Source organism: Pseudomonas sp. CDFA 610 (assembly GCF_021147865.1).
GTDB lineage: Bacteria > Pseudomonadota > Gammaproteobacteria > Pseudomonadales > Pseudomonadaceae > Aquipseudomonas > Aquipseudomonas alliivorans.
Map to the genome: position 1 here is coordinate 183,575 of NZ_JAGTPM010000010.1, position 14,750 is coordinate 198,324.

Sequence of the window (14,750 nt, forward strand, 5' to 3'; positions counted from 1 at the left end):
GGTTCGTTCAGGGCAAAGCCTAGGCTAAATCCGCCCATGATGGCAGGTCATTTTTTCGAATTTGACACAACGTTCGCGTAAATACGGGACGTAATGACTCAGATTTGTTGCAGATGACCGTACAGTTTGGCGTAAAGGCCACCATCGGCGATCAGTTGCTGATGCTCGCCATCTTCGGCAATGCGTCCGCCGTCGAATACCAGAACGCGGTCAGCCTGTTTAACAGCCGAAAGACGGTGGGCGATGATCAGGGTGGTGCGGCTGCGCAGAAAGCGCGCCAGCGCCTGATGGAGGTTATATTCGGTGGCGGCATCCAGCGCCGAGGTCGCTTCGTCGAGAATCACCACCTTGGGATCGGACAACACCATGCGGGCAATCGCCATGCGCTGACGCTGCCCGCCGGACAGACGAACCCCGGAACGCCCCACGACGCTATCCAGGCCATCGGGCAATTCGCGAATCGCGGGCTCCAGTTGCGCCACTTCCAGCGCCCGCCAGCAGGCCTCGTCGGAACAGTCGCGACCCATGGTCAGGTTGGCCCGGACAGTGTCGTTGAACAGCGCCGGGTGCTGCAGAACCACCGCCACGTTCTCGCGTACCCGTTCCAGACCGATTTCCTGCTGAGTGGCCCCGCCAAAGCGGATCGAGCCGCTCTGCACGGCATACAAACCCAGCAAGAGTTGCACCAGCGTACTTTTGCCGCCGCCACTGGCGCCCACAATGGCCACTTTTTCGCCCGGTGCGATGGTCAGATTCAACTGGTCCAGCACCAGATCCTCGCCGTAACCGAAGCTGACGCCACGCACCTCGATACCCACGGTCTCCTGCCCTTCGAACGGATCGACGCTGCCCACGTATTGAGGCTCGTCGCCACGAGCAAGGAGCTCATTGATTCGCGTCAGCGCACCACCGGCCGCGTAATAGGCGTATTGCAGGTTCAGCAACTGCTCGACAGGCGTCATCATGAACCACAGGTAACTGAACACCGCGAGCATCTGGCCGATGGACAGGTCCGAGAACAGCACCGTGAGCATGGCGGCGGCGCGAAAGATGTCGATACCGAACTGAAACAGCAACCCGCTGGCACGCCCGGAAGCATCGCTTTTCCATTGCGAGTTGATGGCGTAATCGCGCACTTCCTGAGCTTTCACGCCCAACCGACCGAGAAAAAAGCCCTGACGATTGCCGGCACGCACTTCCTGAATCGCATCCAGGGTTTCGGTCAGGGCCTGAGTGAAGCGCGAGGTGCTGTCGTTTTCCAGCTTCTTCAGGTGTTTGACCCGCTTGCCGAGTTTTACCGTGACAAAGATCACCAACGGGTTGAACAGCATGATCAGCAGCGCCAGCTTCCAGTGCATCCACATCAGGATGCCCGCCGTGCCCGCCAGGGTCAGGGTCGCCACCAGAAGCCGACTCAGGGTCTCTCCAACGAACTTGTCCAGCGTGTCGAGATCGGTGACCAAATGCGTGGTGACCATGCCACTGCCCAGACTTTCGTATTCACGCAGGGAAATGCGCTTGAGCCGCTCGATGAGGCGCAACCGGATGCGGTAGACAATGTCTTTGGCCAGTCGGGCGAACAGCCGCGCCTGCAGCACATTGAACAGCAAGGCCCCGACGCGTAGAACCAATGTCAGCAACAGCATCAGCCCGATGTAGCCGACCGCCTTCTGCAAACTGTCGGGCAACAGGTGATCCATGACCTTGAGCGCCGCGTCGCCACGCCCCAGCAGCACTTCATCCACCAGCAAGGGCAACAGCAACGGGATCGGCACGCTGCACAGGGTTGCCAGTATCGCAACGCCATTGGCGATCCACAGGGCCTTCTTGTGGCGCAGGGCAAGTCGGCGAATCTCGGCCCAACTCAACGCATCATGTCGCAAGCCTTCGGGTTTCGGCGAATGACCCGTCGAATCATCAAGCACTGGCCGCACGCTCCAGCCATCGGCCGAGCAACGGCGACAGTTCGCTCAGAGATTGATAACCGTTGGTCAACAGGGCCAGTTGGCCGTTACGCTCGGCCAGCAGCGTTGGAAAGCCAGCGATACCCAGATCCTGCGACCAGCCAAAGTCGGCTGTCGTGGCGGCCTGCTGTTCGTCACTGTCGAACGCGTCGGCAAATTGCTGGCGGGAAAAGCCGGCCTGTTCGGCAAGCTCGGCCAGAACCGAAGGAAGCGTTACATCACGGCCCTGTCCATAAAACGCCTGCTGGATCAGCTTGACCAGTTCCCAGGCGCGCTCAGGCTCCAGAGACCGCGCCGCCGTGACCGCAAGACAGGCGGGCGTGGTGTCGTAGACAAAGCCTTCCGGCAACGCGCCTTCGTACAGAAACGGCTGACCGGTGGCCTGCTCGACCGCCTGCCAGTGCTCAAGGATGTAGCGTCTTTTGGAGGCTTCCAGCGGCGAAGCCTCCGAACGCAGCCCGCCCATGACCAGATGCAGCGGCACACCTGCCGTCCGGGCCTGCTGCACCAGCGCATCAGCGACCGGGGCAAAGCCCCAGCACCACGAACACATGGGGTCCATGACATAGATCAGGCGGGCGGACATGGCTCAGGCCTCGGGCAGACGGTAATTGCGACCGATCGGATGGGGCTGGTTACGCGCCTTGGCCAGCTCGATCTGCTTCTGCCGATCGATGGCACTGCGGCGGGTTTTCTCGCTCAGCGAGTCCCAGCAATGCGGACAGCTTACACCCGGCGAATAGTGCTCGCTCGCTCGGTCTTCGGCGCTGATCGGAGTACGACAGGCATGGCACTGGTCGTAGTCACCTTCGGTCAGATCGTGGCGTACGGTGACCCGGTTGTCGAAGACAAAACAGTCACCGCGCCACTGGCTTTCTTCCTGCGGCACTTCTTCCAGGTACTTCAGGATGCCGCCCTTGAGGTGATAGACCTCCTCGAAACCTTCTCCCAGCATGTAGCTGGAGGCCTTTTCGCAGCGAATGCCTCCAGTGCAGAACATCGCCACCTTCTTGTGCACGGCCGGGTCGAAGTGTGCCTTGATGTAGTCGGGAAACTCGCGGAAAGACGTGGTCTTGGGGTCGATTGCGCCTTGGAAGGTGCCGATGGACACTTCGTAGTCGTTGCGCGTATCGATCAACAGGACCTCCGGATCGGCGATCAGATCGTTCCAGTCCCTGGGCTCGACGTAGGTGCCCACGGCCTTGTTGGGATCAACGCCTTCCACACCCAGCGTCACGATCTCTTTCTTGAGCTTGACCTTGGTGCGATAGAACGGCTGCTCTTCGCAGTACGATTCCTTGTGGTCGATGTCGACCAGACGCGGGTCGCTGCGCAACCAGGCCAGCAGGCCGTCGATGCCCTCACGGGTGCCGGACACCGTACCGTTGATGCCTTCATCGGCAATCAGCAGAGTGCCCTTGATGCCGTTATCGACCATGGCCTGAAGCAGCGGCTCACGGAACGCGACGTAGTCGCTGAGGGTGACGAATTTGTATAGCGCAGCCACGACGATCGGCTGACTGATCGACTGTTGTGTCATGTATCTCTCCAGGTGGCGACCCTCGCAAAGGGCCTACCGGACAAAAAAATCTGAACGAAAAAACGCACCGGCCATGCGGCGCGGTGCGGATTCTAGCAAAAACCGTGGATAGACAGGCACATCGGGTCGCCGATTTGAATCAACGACCCGACAGCCCGGGTCTCTGAATGCTCAGTGACCGCCAGCGCAGGTCGGCGATGCCGGTGCTGCGCCAGTCTTCGCCCATTCTTCAGGCGTATAGGTGTGCAAGGCGAGGGCATGAAACTCGCCCATAAGAGCACCCAATGTGGCGTACACCTTCTGGTGGCGCTTGACCGAGTTCAGACCTTGGAACTGGTCGCTGACCAGAATGGCCTTGTAGTGCGTCTGCTCGCCACGACTGTGCATGTGGCTCTCGTCCAGCACTTGCAGATGATGCGGCTGCAGCAGCGCCAGCGCCGACTCGATACGTGTTTGCATGGTCATGACGGGATCCGCTTAAGGCTTCTTGGCCGGCGCTGGAGCGGCTGCCTTGGCAGGTTCCAGTTCGGCGGTCATGTCGGCGAGCAGTTTGTTGACGACAGGCACCGCGCTTTCCAGCTTGCCCTGAGTCAGTTGAGCAGATTGCTGGGCCAGCTCAGGCATTTTGGTCATCACTTTCTTGCCCAGTGGGGACTGGTAGAACGCAACCAGGTCCTTGAGCTCGCTTTCGGTGAAGTTGGCGGTGTAGAGCTTGACCATTTCAGGCTTCAGCTTGTTCCAGCCAATGGCCTGGTCCAGCGCGGTGTTGGCCTTGGCCTGATAGGTTTCCAGCAGCGCCTTTTTCGAGGCTGGCGCCTTGGTTTCGGCGAAGCGCTGGGCAAACATCTGCTGTACTTGTGCGTACACCGGAGCACCCAGGCGATCGGCATTGGCAAGTTTCAGGAACGTTTCGGCGCTCGCGTTGTGACTGGCGGTATCGGCGAGGACCTGGCCACTGGCGCAGACCAGAACTACCGCGGTACAAATGGCACGAAGACGGGTCATCGAGTTTCCTTATCTAGCAGGCGAGGCAATACCTCAGGGCCGACCATTCTGCGCTTATACAGGCTTTTGGCTCAACCCCCGGTTCGCCGAGCGGTTAAAAAGCAATGATCGGGAACCCTGTCCGCATATGGACACCTAACGCTGCAATGCACTTAAAGGAGTAAGCACAGTGAGCCGCACAGAAACCGACAGCATCGGCCCGATCGAAGTCCCCGAAGACGCTTATTGGGGAGCCCAGACCCAACGCTCACTGATCAATTTCGCCATCGGCGATCAGCGTATGCCGCTGCCGGTATTGCATGCGCTCACGCTGATCAAGAAAGCCGCTGCGCGCGTGAACAACCGCAACGGTGACCTGCCTGCCGACATCGCCCGCCTTATCGAACAGGCCGCCGACGAAGTGCTGGACGGCCAGCACGACGCCCAGTTTCCGCTGGTGGTCTGGCAGACCGGCAGTGGCACGCAAAGCAACATGAACGTCAATGAAGTCATCGCCGGACGCGCCAATGAACTGGCGGGTCAGGGTCGCGGCGGCAAATCGCCGGTCCACCCGAACGACCACGTCAATCGCTCGCAAAGCTCCAATGACTGCTTCCCTACAGCCATGCACATCGCGGCAGCACAAGCGGTGAAAGAAAACCTGCTGCCTGCGATTGCCGAGCTGTCGGCAGGCCTTGCCGAACAGGCGGCCCGGCATACGAAGCTGGTCAAGACCGGACGCACCCACATGATGGACGCGACGCCGATCACCTTCGGCCAAGAGCTGTCCGGCTTCGTGGCGCAACTGGATTATTCGGAAAAAGCCATTCGTGCCGCGCTCCCCGCAGTCTACGAACTGGCTCAGGGCGGCACCGCCGTAGGCACGGGTCTCAATTCGCCGAAAGGCTTTGCCGAAGCCGTGGCCGCTGAACTGGCCGCGTTGTCGGGCCTGCCATTTGTCACCGCGCCCAACAAATTTGCGGCGCTGGCGGGTCACGAAGCGCTCACTTCACTTTCCGGTGCCCTGAAGACTCTTGCTGGCACCTTGATGAAAATCGCCAATGACCTGCGTCTTCTGGGCTCCGGACCACGCGCTGGCCTGGCCGAAGTGAAATTGCCCGCCAACGAACCCGGCAGCTCGATCATGCCCGGCAAGGTCAATCCGACCCAGTGTGAGGCGCTGTCGATGCTGGCCTGTCAGGTCATGGGCAACGACGTGACAGTGGGTTTTGCCGCAAGCCAGGGCCACCTGCAACTCAACGTTTACAAGCCGGTCATCATTCACAACATTCTGCAATCGATCCGTCTGCTGGCCGATGGGTGCAGTAATTTCAACGAACACTGCGTTGTCGGCATGGAACCGGATGCCGAGAAGATGGCCGAACACCTCGAACGCGGCCTGATGCTGGTCACCGCCTTGAACCCGCACATCGGCTACGACAAATCTGCACAGATCGCCAAGAAAGCCTACACCGAGGGGCTGACCCTGCGTGAAGCCGCATTGGCGCTGGGTTATTTGACGGACGAGGAGTTCGACGCCTGGGTACGTCCTGAAAAAATGCTCGAGGCAGGCAGCAATGGCTGACGCCAGGAGTGGCGCCACGCCGCTGGAAGGCAGCGGCAAACGCATTCTGATGGTCTATGGCACGCCCAAGACCATCAGCTTGTGTCATGCACTCGCAGAAGCCTATACACAAGGCGCTCGCAGTGAAGGGCATGTGGTCCGGGTGTTGAAACTCGGGGAGCTGGATTTCGATCCGGTGCTGCACAGCGGCTATGAGCAGAGCCAGACCCTGGAACATGACTTGCTTGAAGCCCAGCGGCAGATTCACTGGGCCGAACATCTGGTGTTCGTCTATCCGGTCTGGTGGGGCGGCCTGCCTGCGCTGTTGACCGGCTTTTTCGACCGGGTGCTGACGCCGGGTTTCGCCTTCAAGGCCCACGGACGCCGGCATCCTTCCAACGAACTGCTCAAGGGCCGGACGGCGGAGCTGCTGGTGACCATGGACACCCCGCCCCGCTATTTCCACTGGATCTACGGCGCTCCAGCGCACCGGCAGATGATCCGCACCATTCTTGGCTTCTGCGGCATCAAGACCCAACGCCTGACCGAGTTCGCTCCGGTGCGCACCTCGACCGAAGAACAGCGGCAACAATGGCTTCATCAGGCAGTGGCGCTGGGCAAGCGCTGAAACGGGTCAAGCCTGAGCCAACCTCGCCTTTCTCGCTTTCAATCCTTCAATCAGCGATGGCGCCAGCGCCGTGAGCGCCGACCCGAGGACCACCAGCAACGCGCCGCCGTAACCCAGCGCGTTGATCTCTTCGGCCTGAACATAGGTCGGCCACAACCAGGCGGCAATCGCCACTGATGCAAGGGTGATCAATGGCGTCAGGGCCAGCGTCGCACTCACCCGCGAGGCTTCCCAGTGTGCCAGCGCTTCGGCGAAGGCACCGTAGGCGACCAGTGTATTAAGGCAGCAGGCCAGCAACAGCCAGCCCTGCAACGGGCTCAGTTGCAAGGCCTCGGCGGGGTGCGCCCATGGCGTGATCAGCAGCGCGCAGAACAGGTAGATCACCATCATGACCTGCAGCGAGTTCCACACCGTCAGCAGTTGCTTCTGACTCAGCCCGTAGAAGGTCCAGACCACTGACGCCATGATCACGATGAGGACGCCCAGGGTGTAGTCGCCCAGCGAGGTGAGCAGCTCGACGAGACGCTGATTGAAGAACAGCCCGAAGCCGATCAGCAGTATCGCCAGACCAATGCCCTGCCCCAGGCTGAAGCGTTCCTTGAATAGAAAGATACTGCTGATCAGCAACAGGATCGGGCCGATCTGAATCAGCAATTGCGTCGTACCGGGGCTGAGCATGCGCAGCCCGACCAGATACAACATGTAGTTGCCCACCAGCCCCAATACCGCCAGCACGACCAGCACCTTGCCCTTGCGGCCGAGCAACCTGAAGCTGGGCAGACGCTTGACCGAGGCCAGCCAGACAAACAGCAGAGAGCCGGACACCAGCAACCTGAACCAGGTGACGGTGACCGGGTCCATCGCCTGCAGAACCTGTTTGAGTTTGACGGGCAAGATGCCCCAGAGCAGCGCAGTCAACAACGCAAGGCAAAGGCCATACACCCAGCGGCCAGAAGAAATATGCATCACAGGTTCCGAAACAAGGCAGGACAAGGCCTTCATTCTAGGCGCTGATCCGCAAAGCGACAGTTACAGCTGGGGAGTGTTATCGACGCAAAGTGTTTTACTCACGAATGACGCTCCCCATGGTTGCGCTGGTAGATCTCGTTGCCCATGGCCCTAATCTGCCCGTCTATCAAGGCATCGAACGGTTTGAGCAGCGCCTCGAAGGACGCAGGCGCCTCCAGTGTCTGCAGGGCATGGACAATCGCCTCCAGCGTTGACAGGGCATCCGGTCCGGGCGCCTTGCGCAATCGGTAGCGCGAAGCCGGTACTTCGCCAAGCGTCACACGCGGCAGCGCAGCCAGCGGCGGATTGAGGTGCAGCAACTTGCGCGCCTTGCGCCAGGTGCCATCAGGCACCACCAGCAGAGTCGGCAGCGTCTCGGTCTGTCCGACAGTCAACCGTTGCGCGGCATCGCCTGGAAACAGCAGCCGAGGCTGATAACCGGGCAGACTGAGCAATTCTTCGAGGCCTTCGAACACCTCGCCGATCCTGAGCTCTGTATTGCTCAACCCGAGCGCGGCGAGGCGGGCCGTGTTCAGCGCGTGCTTCGCTTCGTCCGGGTGCTGCAGGATCAGCACCCGGGTTCGACTGTCCAAGTGCGGAATCAAGGCACAGAGGCAGTGCGCATCAGGGCGCAGGCAACGTTCACATCGGCTTCGGGACATCGCTTGTACAACTCGCTGGCAACACTGGCAGACCACACGACAGGCCGGGCATGCCGTCTGTCGCGCAACGCGGCAGTTTAAACAACTCGTCAACATTGCGCCGGGCTATCAGCGGCTGCGCTTGGGATTTGAGCTAGCCTCAATGCACAGGGCTGGTGACATGAAGTCCCCCTGCTTGGATCATAACGATCAATATCAGGGGTTCTCATGAGTCGCGAGGAGATCAAACAGAGAGTACTGGATGCACTGGGCGTGATACTCGTGGACAAGGCCGAGATTCGCGACGACGCCACATTCAAGGACCTGAGACTGGATGATGAAGACGTAGACGAACTGTTCGCTCAACTGGGAGGCGAGTTCAATGTCGAATTTCCCGACTTTATTCGCAAACGCGCCTTGAACAAACCCGAGCATCTTTCATTGCCCATGGTGGTAGACCTGATTCTGTTGATGCAGCAGGAGTCTTCGCCGGACGGTGATAACCAGACGAAAAAACGCCGTCGTGCCCCTTCGCGACATTGATTGATAGCGTGGTTTCATGTCGGGACGCGGGCGCGCCCCGATGCGATGGCATTTTTGTGCTGTCCTGGCGACAGCACGAACCGGTACAACTTATCGGCGCGGGCGACGACGTGTGTCGTTCGTGCGAACCGGAATGGGCTGCAGCTTTGGTCGTTCGATCAGACCCAGCGCAACACCCAGATCATGGAGCCATTCTTGCAGTTTGCTGTTCATAAAGCCCCCTTCAGGGAAAACACGGCAACCAACCTGTGCTGATCACTCAATAGAGATCATAGAAGCATCCGTTCGGTTCGCCGAGCGCTACGGAAAACAATTTTCCCGATATGGGCAATGTGACAGCTGCGGGAAATTCCTTCTAGTCTTTGCGACGGACGGACACCAACATTTTCTTATTCAGGCAAACGGACCAGACCTTCTTCGTCGGTCATGGCCCGCTCAAGCAGATCAGGCGGCAGGCTTTTACTGGCACGCGCACCCAACAGCTTCAACTGCTCACTGCGACTGACCAGATTCCCGCGCCCTTCCGTCAGCTTGTTACGAGCGGCCGAATAGGCCTTGTCCAATTGCTGAAGACGACTGCCCACCTCGTCAAGATCCTGAATGAACAGCACGAACTTGTCGTACAGCCAGCCGGCACGCTCGGCGATCTCGCGGGCATTCTGACTCTGGCGCTCCTGCTTCCACAGGCTGTCGATCACCCGCAGCGTGGCCAGCAGCGTCGTGGGGCTGACAATCACGATGTTACGGTCGAAGGCTTCCTGAAACAGGTTCGGCTCGGCCTGCAGCGCGGCGGAAAAGGCTGCTTCGATTGGCACGAAGAGCAACACGAAATCCAGACTGTGCAGTCCTTCAAGGCGTTTGTAATCCTTGCCCGAAAGGCCTTTGACGTGATTGCGCAGAGACAGGACGTGTTGCTTGAGTGCGGCCTGTCCGATGACCTCGTCATCTGCCGACACATATTGCTGATAAGCCGTCAGACTGACCTTGGCATCCACCACCACCTGCTTGTCGCCCGGCAGCATGATCAGCACGTCAGGCTGAAACCGTTCGCCATCCGGCCCCTTGAGGCTGACCTGGGTCTGATACTCGCGCCCTTTCTCGAGCCCTGCATGTTCCAGCACTCGCTCGAGGATCAACTCCCCCCAGTTCCCTTGAGTCTTCTGCCCCTTGAGTGCGCGCGTCAGGTTAGTGGCCTCGTCGCTCAGGCGCAGATTGAGCTGTTGAAGCCGCTCCAGCTCCTTGGCCAGCGAGAATCGCTCACGGGCTTCATTTTGATAGCTCTCTTCAACGCGTTTTTCAAACGACTGAATACGCTCTTTCAAGGGCGTCAACAATTGCCCCAACTGGTGCTGGCTGGTTTCGGCGAAGCGCTGCTCGCGCTCATCGAAAATCTTGCCCGCCAGTTCCGCGAATTGGGCACGCAATTCGTCACGAGAACCCTGAAGATCCGTCAGCCGCTGCTGATGGCTGTCCTGCTGCTCACGCAATTCGGCACCGAGCGCCGCGCATTGCGCATCCAGGCGACGCAACTCGGCCTCCTTGATGGCGCGCTCGTGGTTCAGGCCCTGAGCAACATCGCGCGCATTATCGGACTCCTGCCGCAACAACTCGACTTCCCGCCGCAAGGCCGCAAGGTCAGCCTGCTTGGCGGCGTTGGCCTGACTCAGGTCGCTGATCTCGTCACGACTGGCGTCCAGTTGCGCATTGAGGCCGTCCTGAGCCATCTGCGCCATGCTCAGGCGCTCATCCAGCAAGGCGGCATCGGCATCACGACGTGTGAGACGGCGTTGCAGCTGCCAGACCCACGCCAGCAACGGCAACGCTGCAGCGCCCAGGCCAGACAACAGGCTGTTCAAGTCAAATGCCATAACGACTCCGTACGTGGCGAATGAGTGCCAGCCGCATTATGCGTAAAGCGTTCAGAAAAATAGAGAGTGCATCAATGACGATGCAGCGGGCAGCAATGACAGCGCCTCGGACAGCCATCGAGAACAGTGCCGGGCAAATCGGGGGACGAGATTCTACTCGCTTTTGATGTCAGCGAAACCCCCAATTCTGTGTCGTTTCGGATCGGGACAATCCACAGAAGCTGTGGATAACTCAGTGGACAACACCCCTTTAACTCTCTCAAACGCAGGCAGAATGGGGCTTGCGCTCAAACTGACGATTTTTTCACCAGTTTAAAAAAACGATGTTTTTCATTGACTTAATAATTCACCATCAGAAATCAAACCCTTAGCGATGCATGTGACAGTGATGTGGCAGCTTGTGGCGCTAATGTGCACAACTCTGGAACGACCGTTATCTCAGGCGTTTCAAATCCGTTGCAGAAGCCACCTGATTGCGACGTTTTCTCAATAAAACCGTGGCTCACAGGGCATTTTCTCAACACGCTGCATTACCCTCCGACGACCCGATGGCGAGCCGGATCGCGCCTCTGAATCTCTGAGTGCGACAAAAGGCGTTCGCTGTGGTCCAAACGAGCGCCGAGAACAGCGCATCACGGCTCATGCCTCGATTATTGAAGGGACACGATGAAAGAAGTAGTGAAGTTCTTCGTGCTGCTGATGGCTGTCTGCATCACGGCGGTGGGCGCCAGCATCGTCTTGCCGCCGCCGGATGGCGCCGTCTTCGCCTACACCATCCTGCTGTCAGGTATCGCCGTTGCCCTGATCATCTGCAGTGACCTGAGCAAGGGACGCATCAACAACGTCGGCGATATAATGCGCGCTATCGAAAGTCGCACGTCCACACGCCTCACCATGGCAGCCTACGTGCTGGGCTGCTCGATGGTCGCCTGTGCCACGGTGCTGATCTATCGAATCTCGGGCCCTTGGTAGCCGTTTTATTGTTTATACACCCTTGCAATTCGCTTCAGGCTTGATTAGCATAGTCGCCGTTAGTACCAAGCTGAAAATCAATTCCGGTCGACAAGTCCCCCAGTTTTAGCTCTTTCCAAAGAAAGAGAATGCTGGCTACAAGGGATCGACCACCTCGATGGTTTCCAGGCATGACCCTTTCGCATATGTGAGCCACACCTTGGCGACAATGCAGTTACGGCTATCATGTTCTGCTTCAACCAGCCTGCAATTGATCAGGATCTTCACCCGGAGCGTCGAACCTTTGCTCCTGTTGTGTTGCCTGCCCTCCTAAGTACCTACCAGCCAGCCAGAGCGCCATACGATAAAGCGCGCTTCAATTGACTGTCTTGTTCCAGTCAGGTTCTCCGCCCAGCCAGGCTTTACCAATCACTGCCGGCCCGCGTTTACTGGAATCTTTATTTATGCACGGTATTGTTCCGTGTTGATTCAGGAAACACCTAACATGACTCACCATAACCAGACCCAACATGCCATTCATACGCTGACCAACGCATTCGCGCCCATGAATTGCCTGATCATGGCGGCCCGTAAAGGCTGCTTCAGCTTCACCATCGTCAACGAGCACGGCATCGCCCGCCATAGCGAGCGCCTGTACCCCGATCAATACGCCAGCGCCGAACCGCTGCAGGCCGTGATCGAGCGTACCCGTCAGGCCCTCACCGCCTAAAAGACGAACGCAACACCGCAAGCCCGAACCCCCGCCCTCACCTGGCGGGGTTTTTTATTGCCCGGCATTCGGTGGCCCGCTCCGCCTGGCTAATCACCAACTGATCTATCTCCGTGATGGGAAAGCTGCAAACAATTTAAAAACAGACCTTTACGCTGCAAATTTGACACTACACTTCAACTCGGGCGACCTGAAGCCGCCCAGGGCAGCCCCCGCATCATTGCCTCCGCCGTGTATCAGGGGCAATCAGTCTCACATCCGAGCGCCGACAGTATTATGGGTATTGCAGCCATAGAACTATGCCGTCACGTCATCCGCCCGACCCTGACGTATCTGGATCGCCGAAGCCACCGTGCCGAATCCCTGCTGCTGGGCATTGCCGCCAGTCAGTCAGCACTCGGTGCCGCCCTGGACAGCCGCCGCGGGCATGGTCTCTACCGCATCCCGGAGCCCAGGCACCGGCAACTCTGGGATAACTATCTGGCACTGGACCCCGACCTCGCCAGCAGAGTCAGAGGCCTGGCCAGCCAGCACGCGTTTCTCAGCGGTCCGCACCTGGAACTGACCGTTAATCTGCGCTATTCGACCGCCATCGCCTGGATGATGATCGAAGCCGGAAACACCGTCCTGCCCGCCGAATACGATCCATTGGCAATGGCCAGAATCTGGAGAACTGTTTTTCAGCCGCAGGGACGGCTCAGAGACTTCGTCGCATGCTGGAATGCCAGTGTCGCACCTTTGTATTTGCCGGCATGAGGCCGACACCGGAATTCGAAGATCGGCAGTGTTCGCTGCAAGATAGATGGATTGTCCTACAAGAATAGCTCTAACTCGGGCTCTTCAGGCTATAGCGCGCCGTCGAAAATGTTGGTAATTTCCGCCCGGTGATCAAAAGGAGTTCTAATAATGAAAACAATGACAAAAGTAATGAACAGGACAACACTGGGTCTGGCTATCGGTCTGGCTTCCTCTCAGCTCTTCGCTGCCGGCTTCGCACTCAACGAACAAAGCGTCAGCGGCATGGGCACCGGTTTTGCCGGTCGCTCCTCGTCTGCCGATGATGCAAGCACCGTCTTTGGCAACCCTGCCGGCATGTCCCGTCTCAAGCGCGAAGAAATCAGCGTGGGCGCGGCAGCCGTGATTGCCAAGACCGACATCGACAATGGCCGTGGAACCTTTGGTGGCAGCAACGACGGCGACATGGTCCCTGTCGTGGGCGTGCCCATGGGCTACTACGTCAAGCCGATCGATGATCACTGGGCATTCGGCCTGGGCATGTACGCCCCGTTCGGCCTCGTAACCGACTACGAAAGCGGCTTCGCCGGCCGCTACTGGGGCGACAAGAGTCACGTACAAGTCGTGACCCTCCAGCCAACCGTCAGTTACGCTTTCAATGACAAGGTATCCATTGGTTTCGGCCCCACGATCAACCGTATCGACGGCGAGCTGACCTCCTCAACCCTCAACGCCGCAACGCCGGGCCGCAACGACGGCAAGGTGAAGATCGAAGGTGACGACACCGCCCTGGGCTTCAATGTCGGCGTGCTGGTACAGGCCACTGACACCACGCGTCTGGGCCTGACCTACCACTCCAAGGTGGACTACAAGCTCAAGGGCAAGACCAAGGTAGAAGGCTCCGGCTTCGGTCCGTTCGGCGGCCAGAAATACGACGCGTCGCTGGACATCTCCACGCCCGAGTCGGTGGACTTCTCCATCACCCAGCAGATCGATGAAAACTGGACTGTCTACGCAGGCAGCACCTGGACCCGCTGGAGTCGTCTGTCCGACATCACCGTCAACAACGACGGCGTTCCCCCACAACTGGGTGGCTCTGCAGGCCCGATCGGTACCATCTCCGAAGAGCAGGACTGGCACGACACCTGGGCTCACGCCATCGGTGCTTCGTACAAGGTCAACAAGGAGTGGACACTGCGCACTGGCTTCTCCGTGGATCAGGCACCGACCAACAACGTCAATCGCTCTCCACGCATCCCGACCGGCGACCGCAAGATCGTCAGCTTCGGTGCTGGCTGGAGCCCGACCGACGATCTGACCATCGACGTGGCGTACTCGTACCTGCGTGAAGACGAAGCCAAGATCCGCAACAGCAGCGCCACCAAAGGCTCGTACAGCGCGGACTTCCGCAACACTGCGCACGGCATCGGCACCTCGGTTACCTATCGCTTCTGATAAACGACTGAAAACCGGCTGAAAACCGGCTGAAAAAAAGCCCGCACATCCTCAGGGATGGCGGGTTTTTTGTTGTGCTCGGTAAAGGCTCTGCGTCTGCTCTCGAACATGACGCAGAGCGTCACCTCATGCCGCCCAC

16 protein-coding genes are annotated in these 14,750 nt (G+C 59.0%); 7 read left to right on the forward strand and 9 right to left on the reverse strand.

The window, feature by feature from the left end; all coding sequences use genetic code 11:
* Positions 1 to 98 precede the first annotated feature (98 nt).
* The 5 genes from KDX39_RS19810 to KDX39_RS19830 all read right to left on the reverse strand — a co-directional run bounded on the left by KDX39_RS19810 (position 99) and on the right by KDX39_RS19830 (position 4,509).
* The gene (locus tag KDX39_RS19810; RefSeq protein ID WP_231661584.1) at positions 99 to 1,883 is read right to left on the reverse strand and encodes an ABC transporter ATP-binding protein; all 1,785 of its coding nucleotides are present in this window, start codon (positions 1,881 to 1,883) and stop codon (positions 99 to 101) included.
* A gap of 34 nt (positions 1,884 to 1,917) precedes the next feature.
* Positions 1,918 to 2,550 carry a DsbA family protein gene (locus KDX39_RS19815; RefSeq protein ID WP_231661529.1) on the reverse strand — a complete coding sequence of 211 codons (633 nt, stop codon included), beginning with the start codon at positions 2,548 to 2,550 and terminating at the stop codon, positions 1,918 to 1,920.
* Positions 2,551 to 2,553: 3 nt separating this feature from the next.
* Entirely contained in the window at positions 2,554 to 3,504 is a 951-nt protein-coding gene (gene trhO, locus KDX39_RS19820) for an oxygen-dependent tRNA uridine(34) hydroxylase TrhO (protein WP_231661530.1), read from the reverse strand.
* A gap of 171 nt (positions 3,505 to 3,675) precedes the next feature.
* Positions 3,676 to 3,969: a BolA family protein gene (locus KDX39_RS19825; RefSeq protein ID WP_099229226.1), complete on the reverse strand. Its 294-nt coding sequence runs from the start codon at positions 3,967 to 3,969 to the stop codon at positions 3,676 to 3,678.
* 12 nt (positions 3,970 to 3,981) lie between these two features.
* A complete protein-coding gene (locus tag KDX39_RS19830; RefSeq protein WP_004884127.1) occupies positions 3,982 to 4,509 on the reverse strand; it encodes a DUF2059 domain-containing protein in 528 nt (175 codons plus the stop codon).
* Between the two features lie 169 nt (positions 4,510 to 4,678).
* On the opposite strand from KDX39_RS19830, the gene KDX39_RS19835 reads away from it, so the two are divergent.
* Positions 4,679 to 6,073 (forward strand): class II fumarate hydratase, encoded by a 1,395-nt coding sequence (locus tag KDX39_RS19835; protein ID WP_231661531.1) that lies wholly within the window; start codon positions 4,679 to 4,681, stop codon positions 6,071 to 6,073.
* On the forward strand, positions 6,066 to 6,680 hold the full coding sequence (locus KDX39_RS19840) for an NAD(P)H-dependent oxidoreductase (RefSeq protein ID WP_210043301.1): 615 nt from the start codon (positions 6,066 to 6,068) through the stop codon (positions 6,678 to 6,680). The genes KDX39_RS19835 and KDX39_RS19840 overlap by 8 nt, the downstream gene beginning before the upstream one ends.
* A 6-nt stretch (positions 6,681 to 6,686) precedes the next feature.
* Here KDX39_RS19840 and KDX39_RS19845 read toward each other — a convergent pair whose 3' ends face one another.
* Positions 6,687 to 7,646 (reverse strand): DMT family transporter, encoded by a 960-nt coding sequence (locus tag KDX39_RS19845; RefSeq protein WP_231661532.1) that lies wholly within the window; start codon positions 7,644 to 7,646, stop codon positions 6,687 to 6,689.
* Positions 7,647 to 7,747: 101 nt separating this feature from the next.
* The gene (locus tag KDX39_RS19850; RefSeq protein ID WP_231661533.1) at positions 7,748 to 8,350 is read right to left on the reverse strand and encodes a tRNA-uridine aminocarboxypropyltransferase; all 603 of its coding nucleotides are present in this window, start codon (positions 8,348 to 8,350) and stop codon (positions 7,748 to 7,750) included.
* 207 nt (positions 8,351 to 8,557) lie between these two features.
* On the opposite strand from KDX39_RS19850, the gene KDX39_RS19855 reads away from it, so the two are divergent.
* Positions 8,558 to 8,872, forward strand: coding sequence for a hypothetical protein (locus KDX39_RS19855; RefSeq protein WP_231661534.1), 315 nt, complete (start codon positions 8,558 to 8,560; stop codon positions 8,870 to 8,872).
* A 90-nt stretch (positions 8,873 to 8,962) separates the two neighbouring features.
* Here the strand turns inward: KDX39_RS19855 and KDX39_RS26390 are convergent, their stop codons facing one another.
* Complete coding sequence (locus KDX39_RS26390; protein WP_143518980.1) at positions 8,963 to 9,085, reverse strand: PA1414 family protein; 123 nt, start codon at positions 9,083 to 9,085, stop codon at positions 8,963 to 8,965.
* Between the two features lie 176 nt (positions 9,086 to 9,261).
* On the reverse strand, positions 9,262 to 10,626 hold the full coding sequence (gene rmuC, locus KDX39_RS19860; RefSeq protein WP_231661585.1) for a DNA recombination protein RmuC: 1,365 nt from the start codon (positions 10,624 to 10,626) through the stop codon (positions 9,262 to 9,264).
* Positions 10,627 to 11,406: 780 nt separating this feature from the next.
* Here rmuC and KDX39_RS19865 point away from each other — a divergent pair.
* The 4 genes from KDX39_RS19865 to KDX39_RS19880 all read left to right on the forward strand — a co-directional run bounded on the left by KDX39_RS19865 (position 11,407) and on the right by KDX39_RS19880 (position 14,611).
* Positions 11,407 to 11,712 carry a hypothetical protein gene (locus KDX39_RS19865; protein ID WP_231661535.1) on the forward strand — a complete coding sequence of 102 codons (306 nt, stop codon included), beginning with the start codon at positions 11,407 to 11,409 and terminating at the stop codon, positions 11,710 to 11,712.
* A gap of 484 nt (positions 11,713 to 12,196) precedes the next feature.
* Positions 12,197 to 12,421, forward strand: coding sequence for a hypothetical protein (locus KDX39_RS19870; protein ID WP_083184807.1), 225 nt, complete (start codon positions 12,197 to 12,199; stop codon positions 12,419 to 12,421).
* A 276-nt stretch (positions 12,422 to 12,697) separates the two neighbouring features.
* Positions 12,698 to 13,177: a hypothetical protein gene (locus tag KDX39_RS19875; RefSeq protein WP_231661536.1), complete on the forward strand. Its 480-nt coding sequence runs from the start codon at positions 12,698 to 12,700 to the stop codon at positions 13,175 to 13,177.
* A 159-nt stretch (positions 13,178 to 13,336) separates the two neighbouring features.
* On the forward strand, positions 13,337 to 14,611 hold the full coding sequence (locus tag KDX39_RS19880) for an OmpP1/FadL family transporter (protein WP_210043345.1): 1,275 nt from the start codon (positions 13,337 to 13,339) through the stop codon (positions 14,609 to 14,611).
* Positions 14,612 to 14,750 lie beyond the last annotated feature (139 nt).

Bases quoted from the DNA above. Each gene is read 5' to 3' on its own strand.
- KDX39_RS19825 (WP_099229226.1), bottom strand. From the start codon at position 3,969: ATGACCATGCAAACACGTATCGAGTCGGCGCTGGCGCTGCTGCAGCCG.
- KDX39_RS19830 (WP_004884127.1), bottom strand. From the start codon at position 4,509: ATGACCCGTCTTCGTGCCATTTGTACCGCGGTAGTTCTGGTCTGCGCC.
- KDX39_RS19880 (WP_210043345.1), top strand. From the start codon at position 13,337: ATGACAAAAGTAATGAACAGGACAACACTGGGTCTGGCTATCGGTCTG.
- KDX39_RS19845 (WP_231661532.1), bottom strand. From the start codon at position 7,646: ATGCATATTTCTTCTGGCCGCTGGGTGTATGGCCTTTGCCTTGCGTTG.
- KDX39_RS19865 (WP_231661535.1), top strand. From the start codon at position 11,407: ATGAAAGAAGTAGTGAAGTTCTTCGTGCTGCTGATGGCTGTCTGCATC.
- trhO (WP_231661530.1), bottom strand. From the start codon at position 3,504: ATGACACAACAGTCGATCAGTCAGCCGATCGTCGTGGCTGCGCTATAC.
- KDX39_RS19840 (WP_210043301.1), top strand. From the start codon at position 6,066: ATGGCTGACGCCAGGAGTGGCGCCACGCCGCTGGAAGGCAGCGGCAAA.
- KDX39_RS19870 (WP_083184807.1), top strand. From the start codon at position 12,197: ATGACTCACCATAACCAGACCCAACATGCCATTCATACGCTGACCAAC.
- KDX39_RS26390 (WP_143518980.1), bottom strand. From the start codon at position 9,085: ATGAACAGCAAACTGCAAGAATGGCTCCATGATCTGGGTGTTGCGCTG.
- KDX39_RS19850 (WP_231661533.1), bottom strand. From the start codon at position 8,350: ATGTCCCGAAGCCGATGTGAACGTTGCCTGCGCCCTGATGCGCACTGC.
- KDX39_RS19855 (WP_231661534.1), top strand. From the start codon at position 8,558: ATGAGTCGCGAGGAGATCAAACAGAGAGTACTGGATGCACTGGGCGTG.
- KDX39_RS19815 (WP_231661529.1), bottom strand. From the start codon at position 2,550: ATGTCCGCCCGCCTGATCTATGTCATGGACCCCATGTGTTCGTGGTGC.
- KDX39_RS19875 (WP_231661536.1), top strand. From the start codon at position 12,698: ATGGGTATTGCAGCCATAGAACTATGCCGTCACGTCATCCGCCCGACC.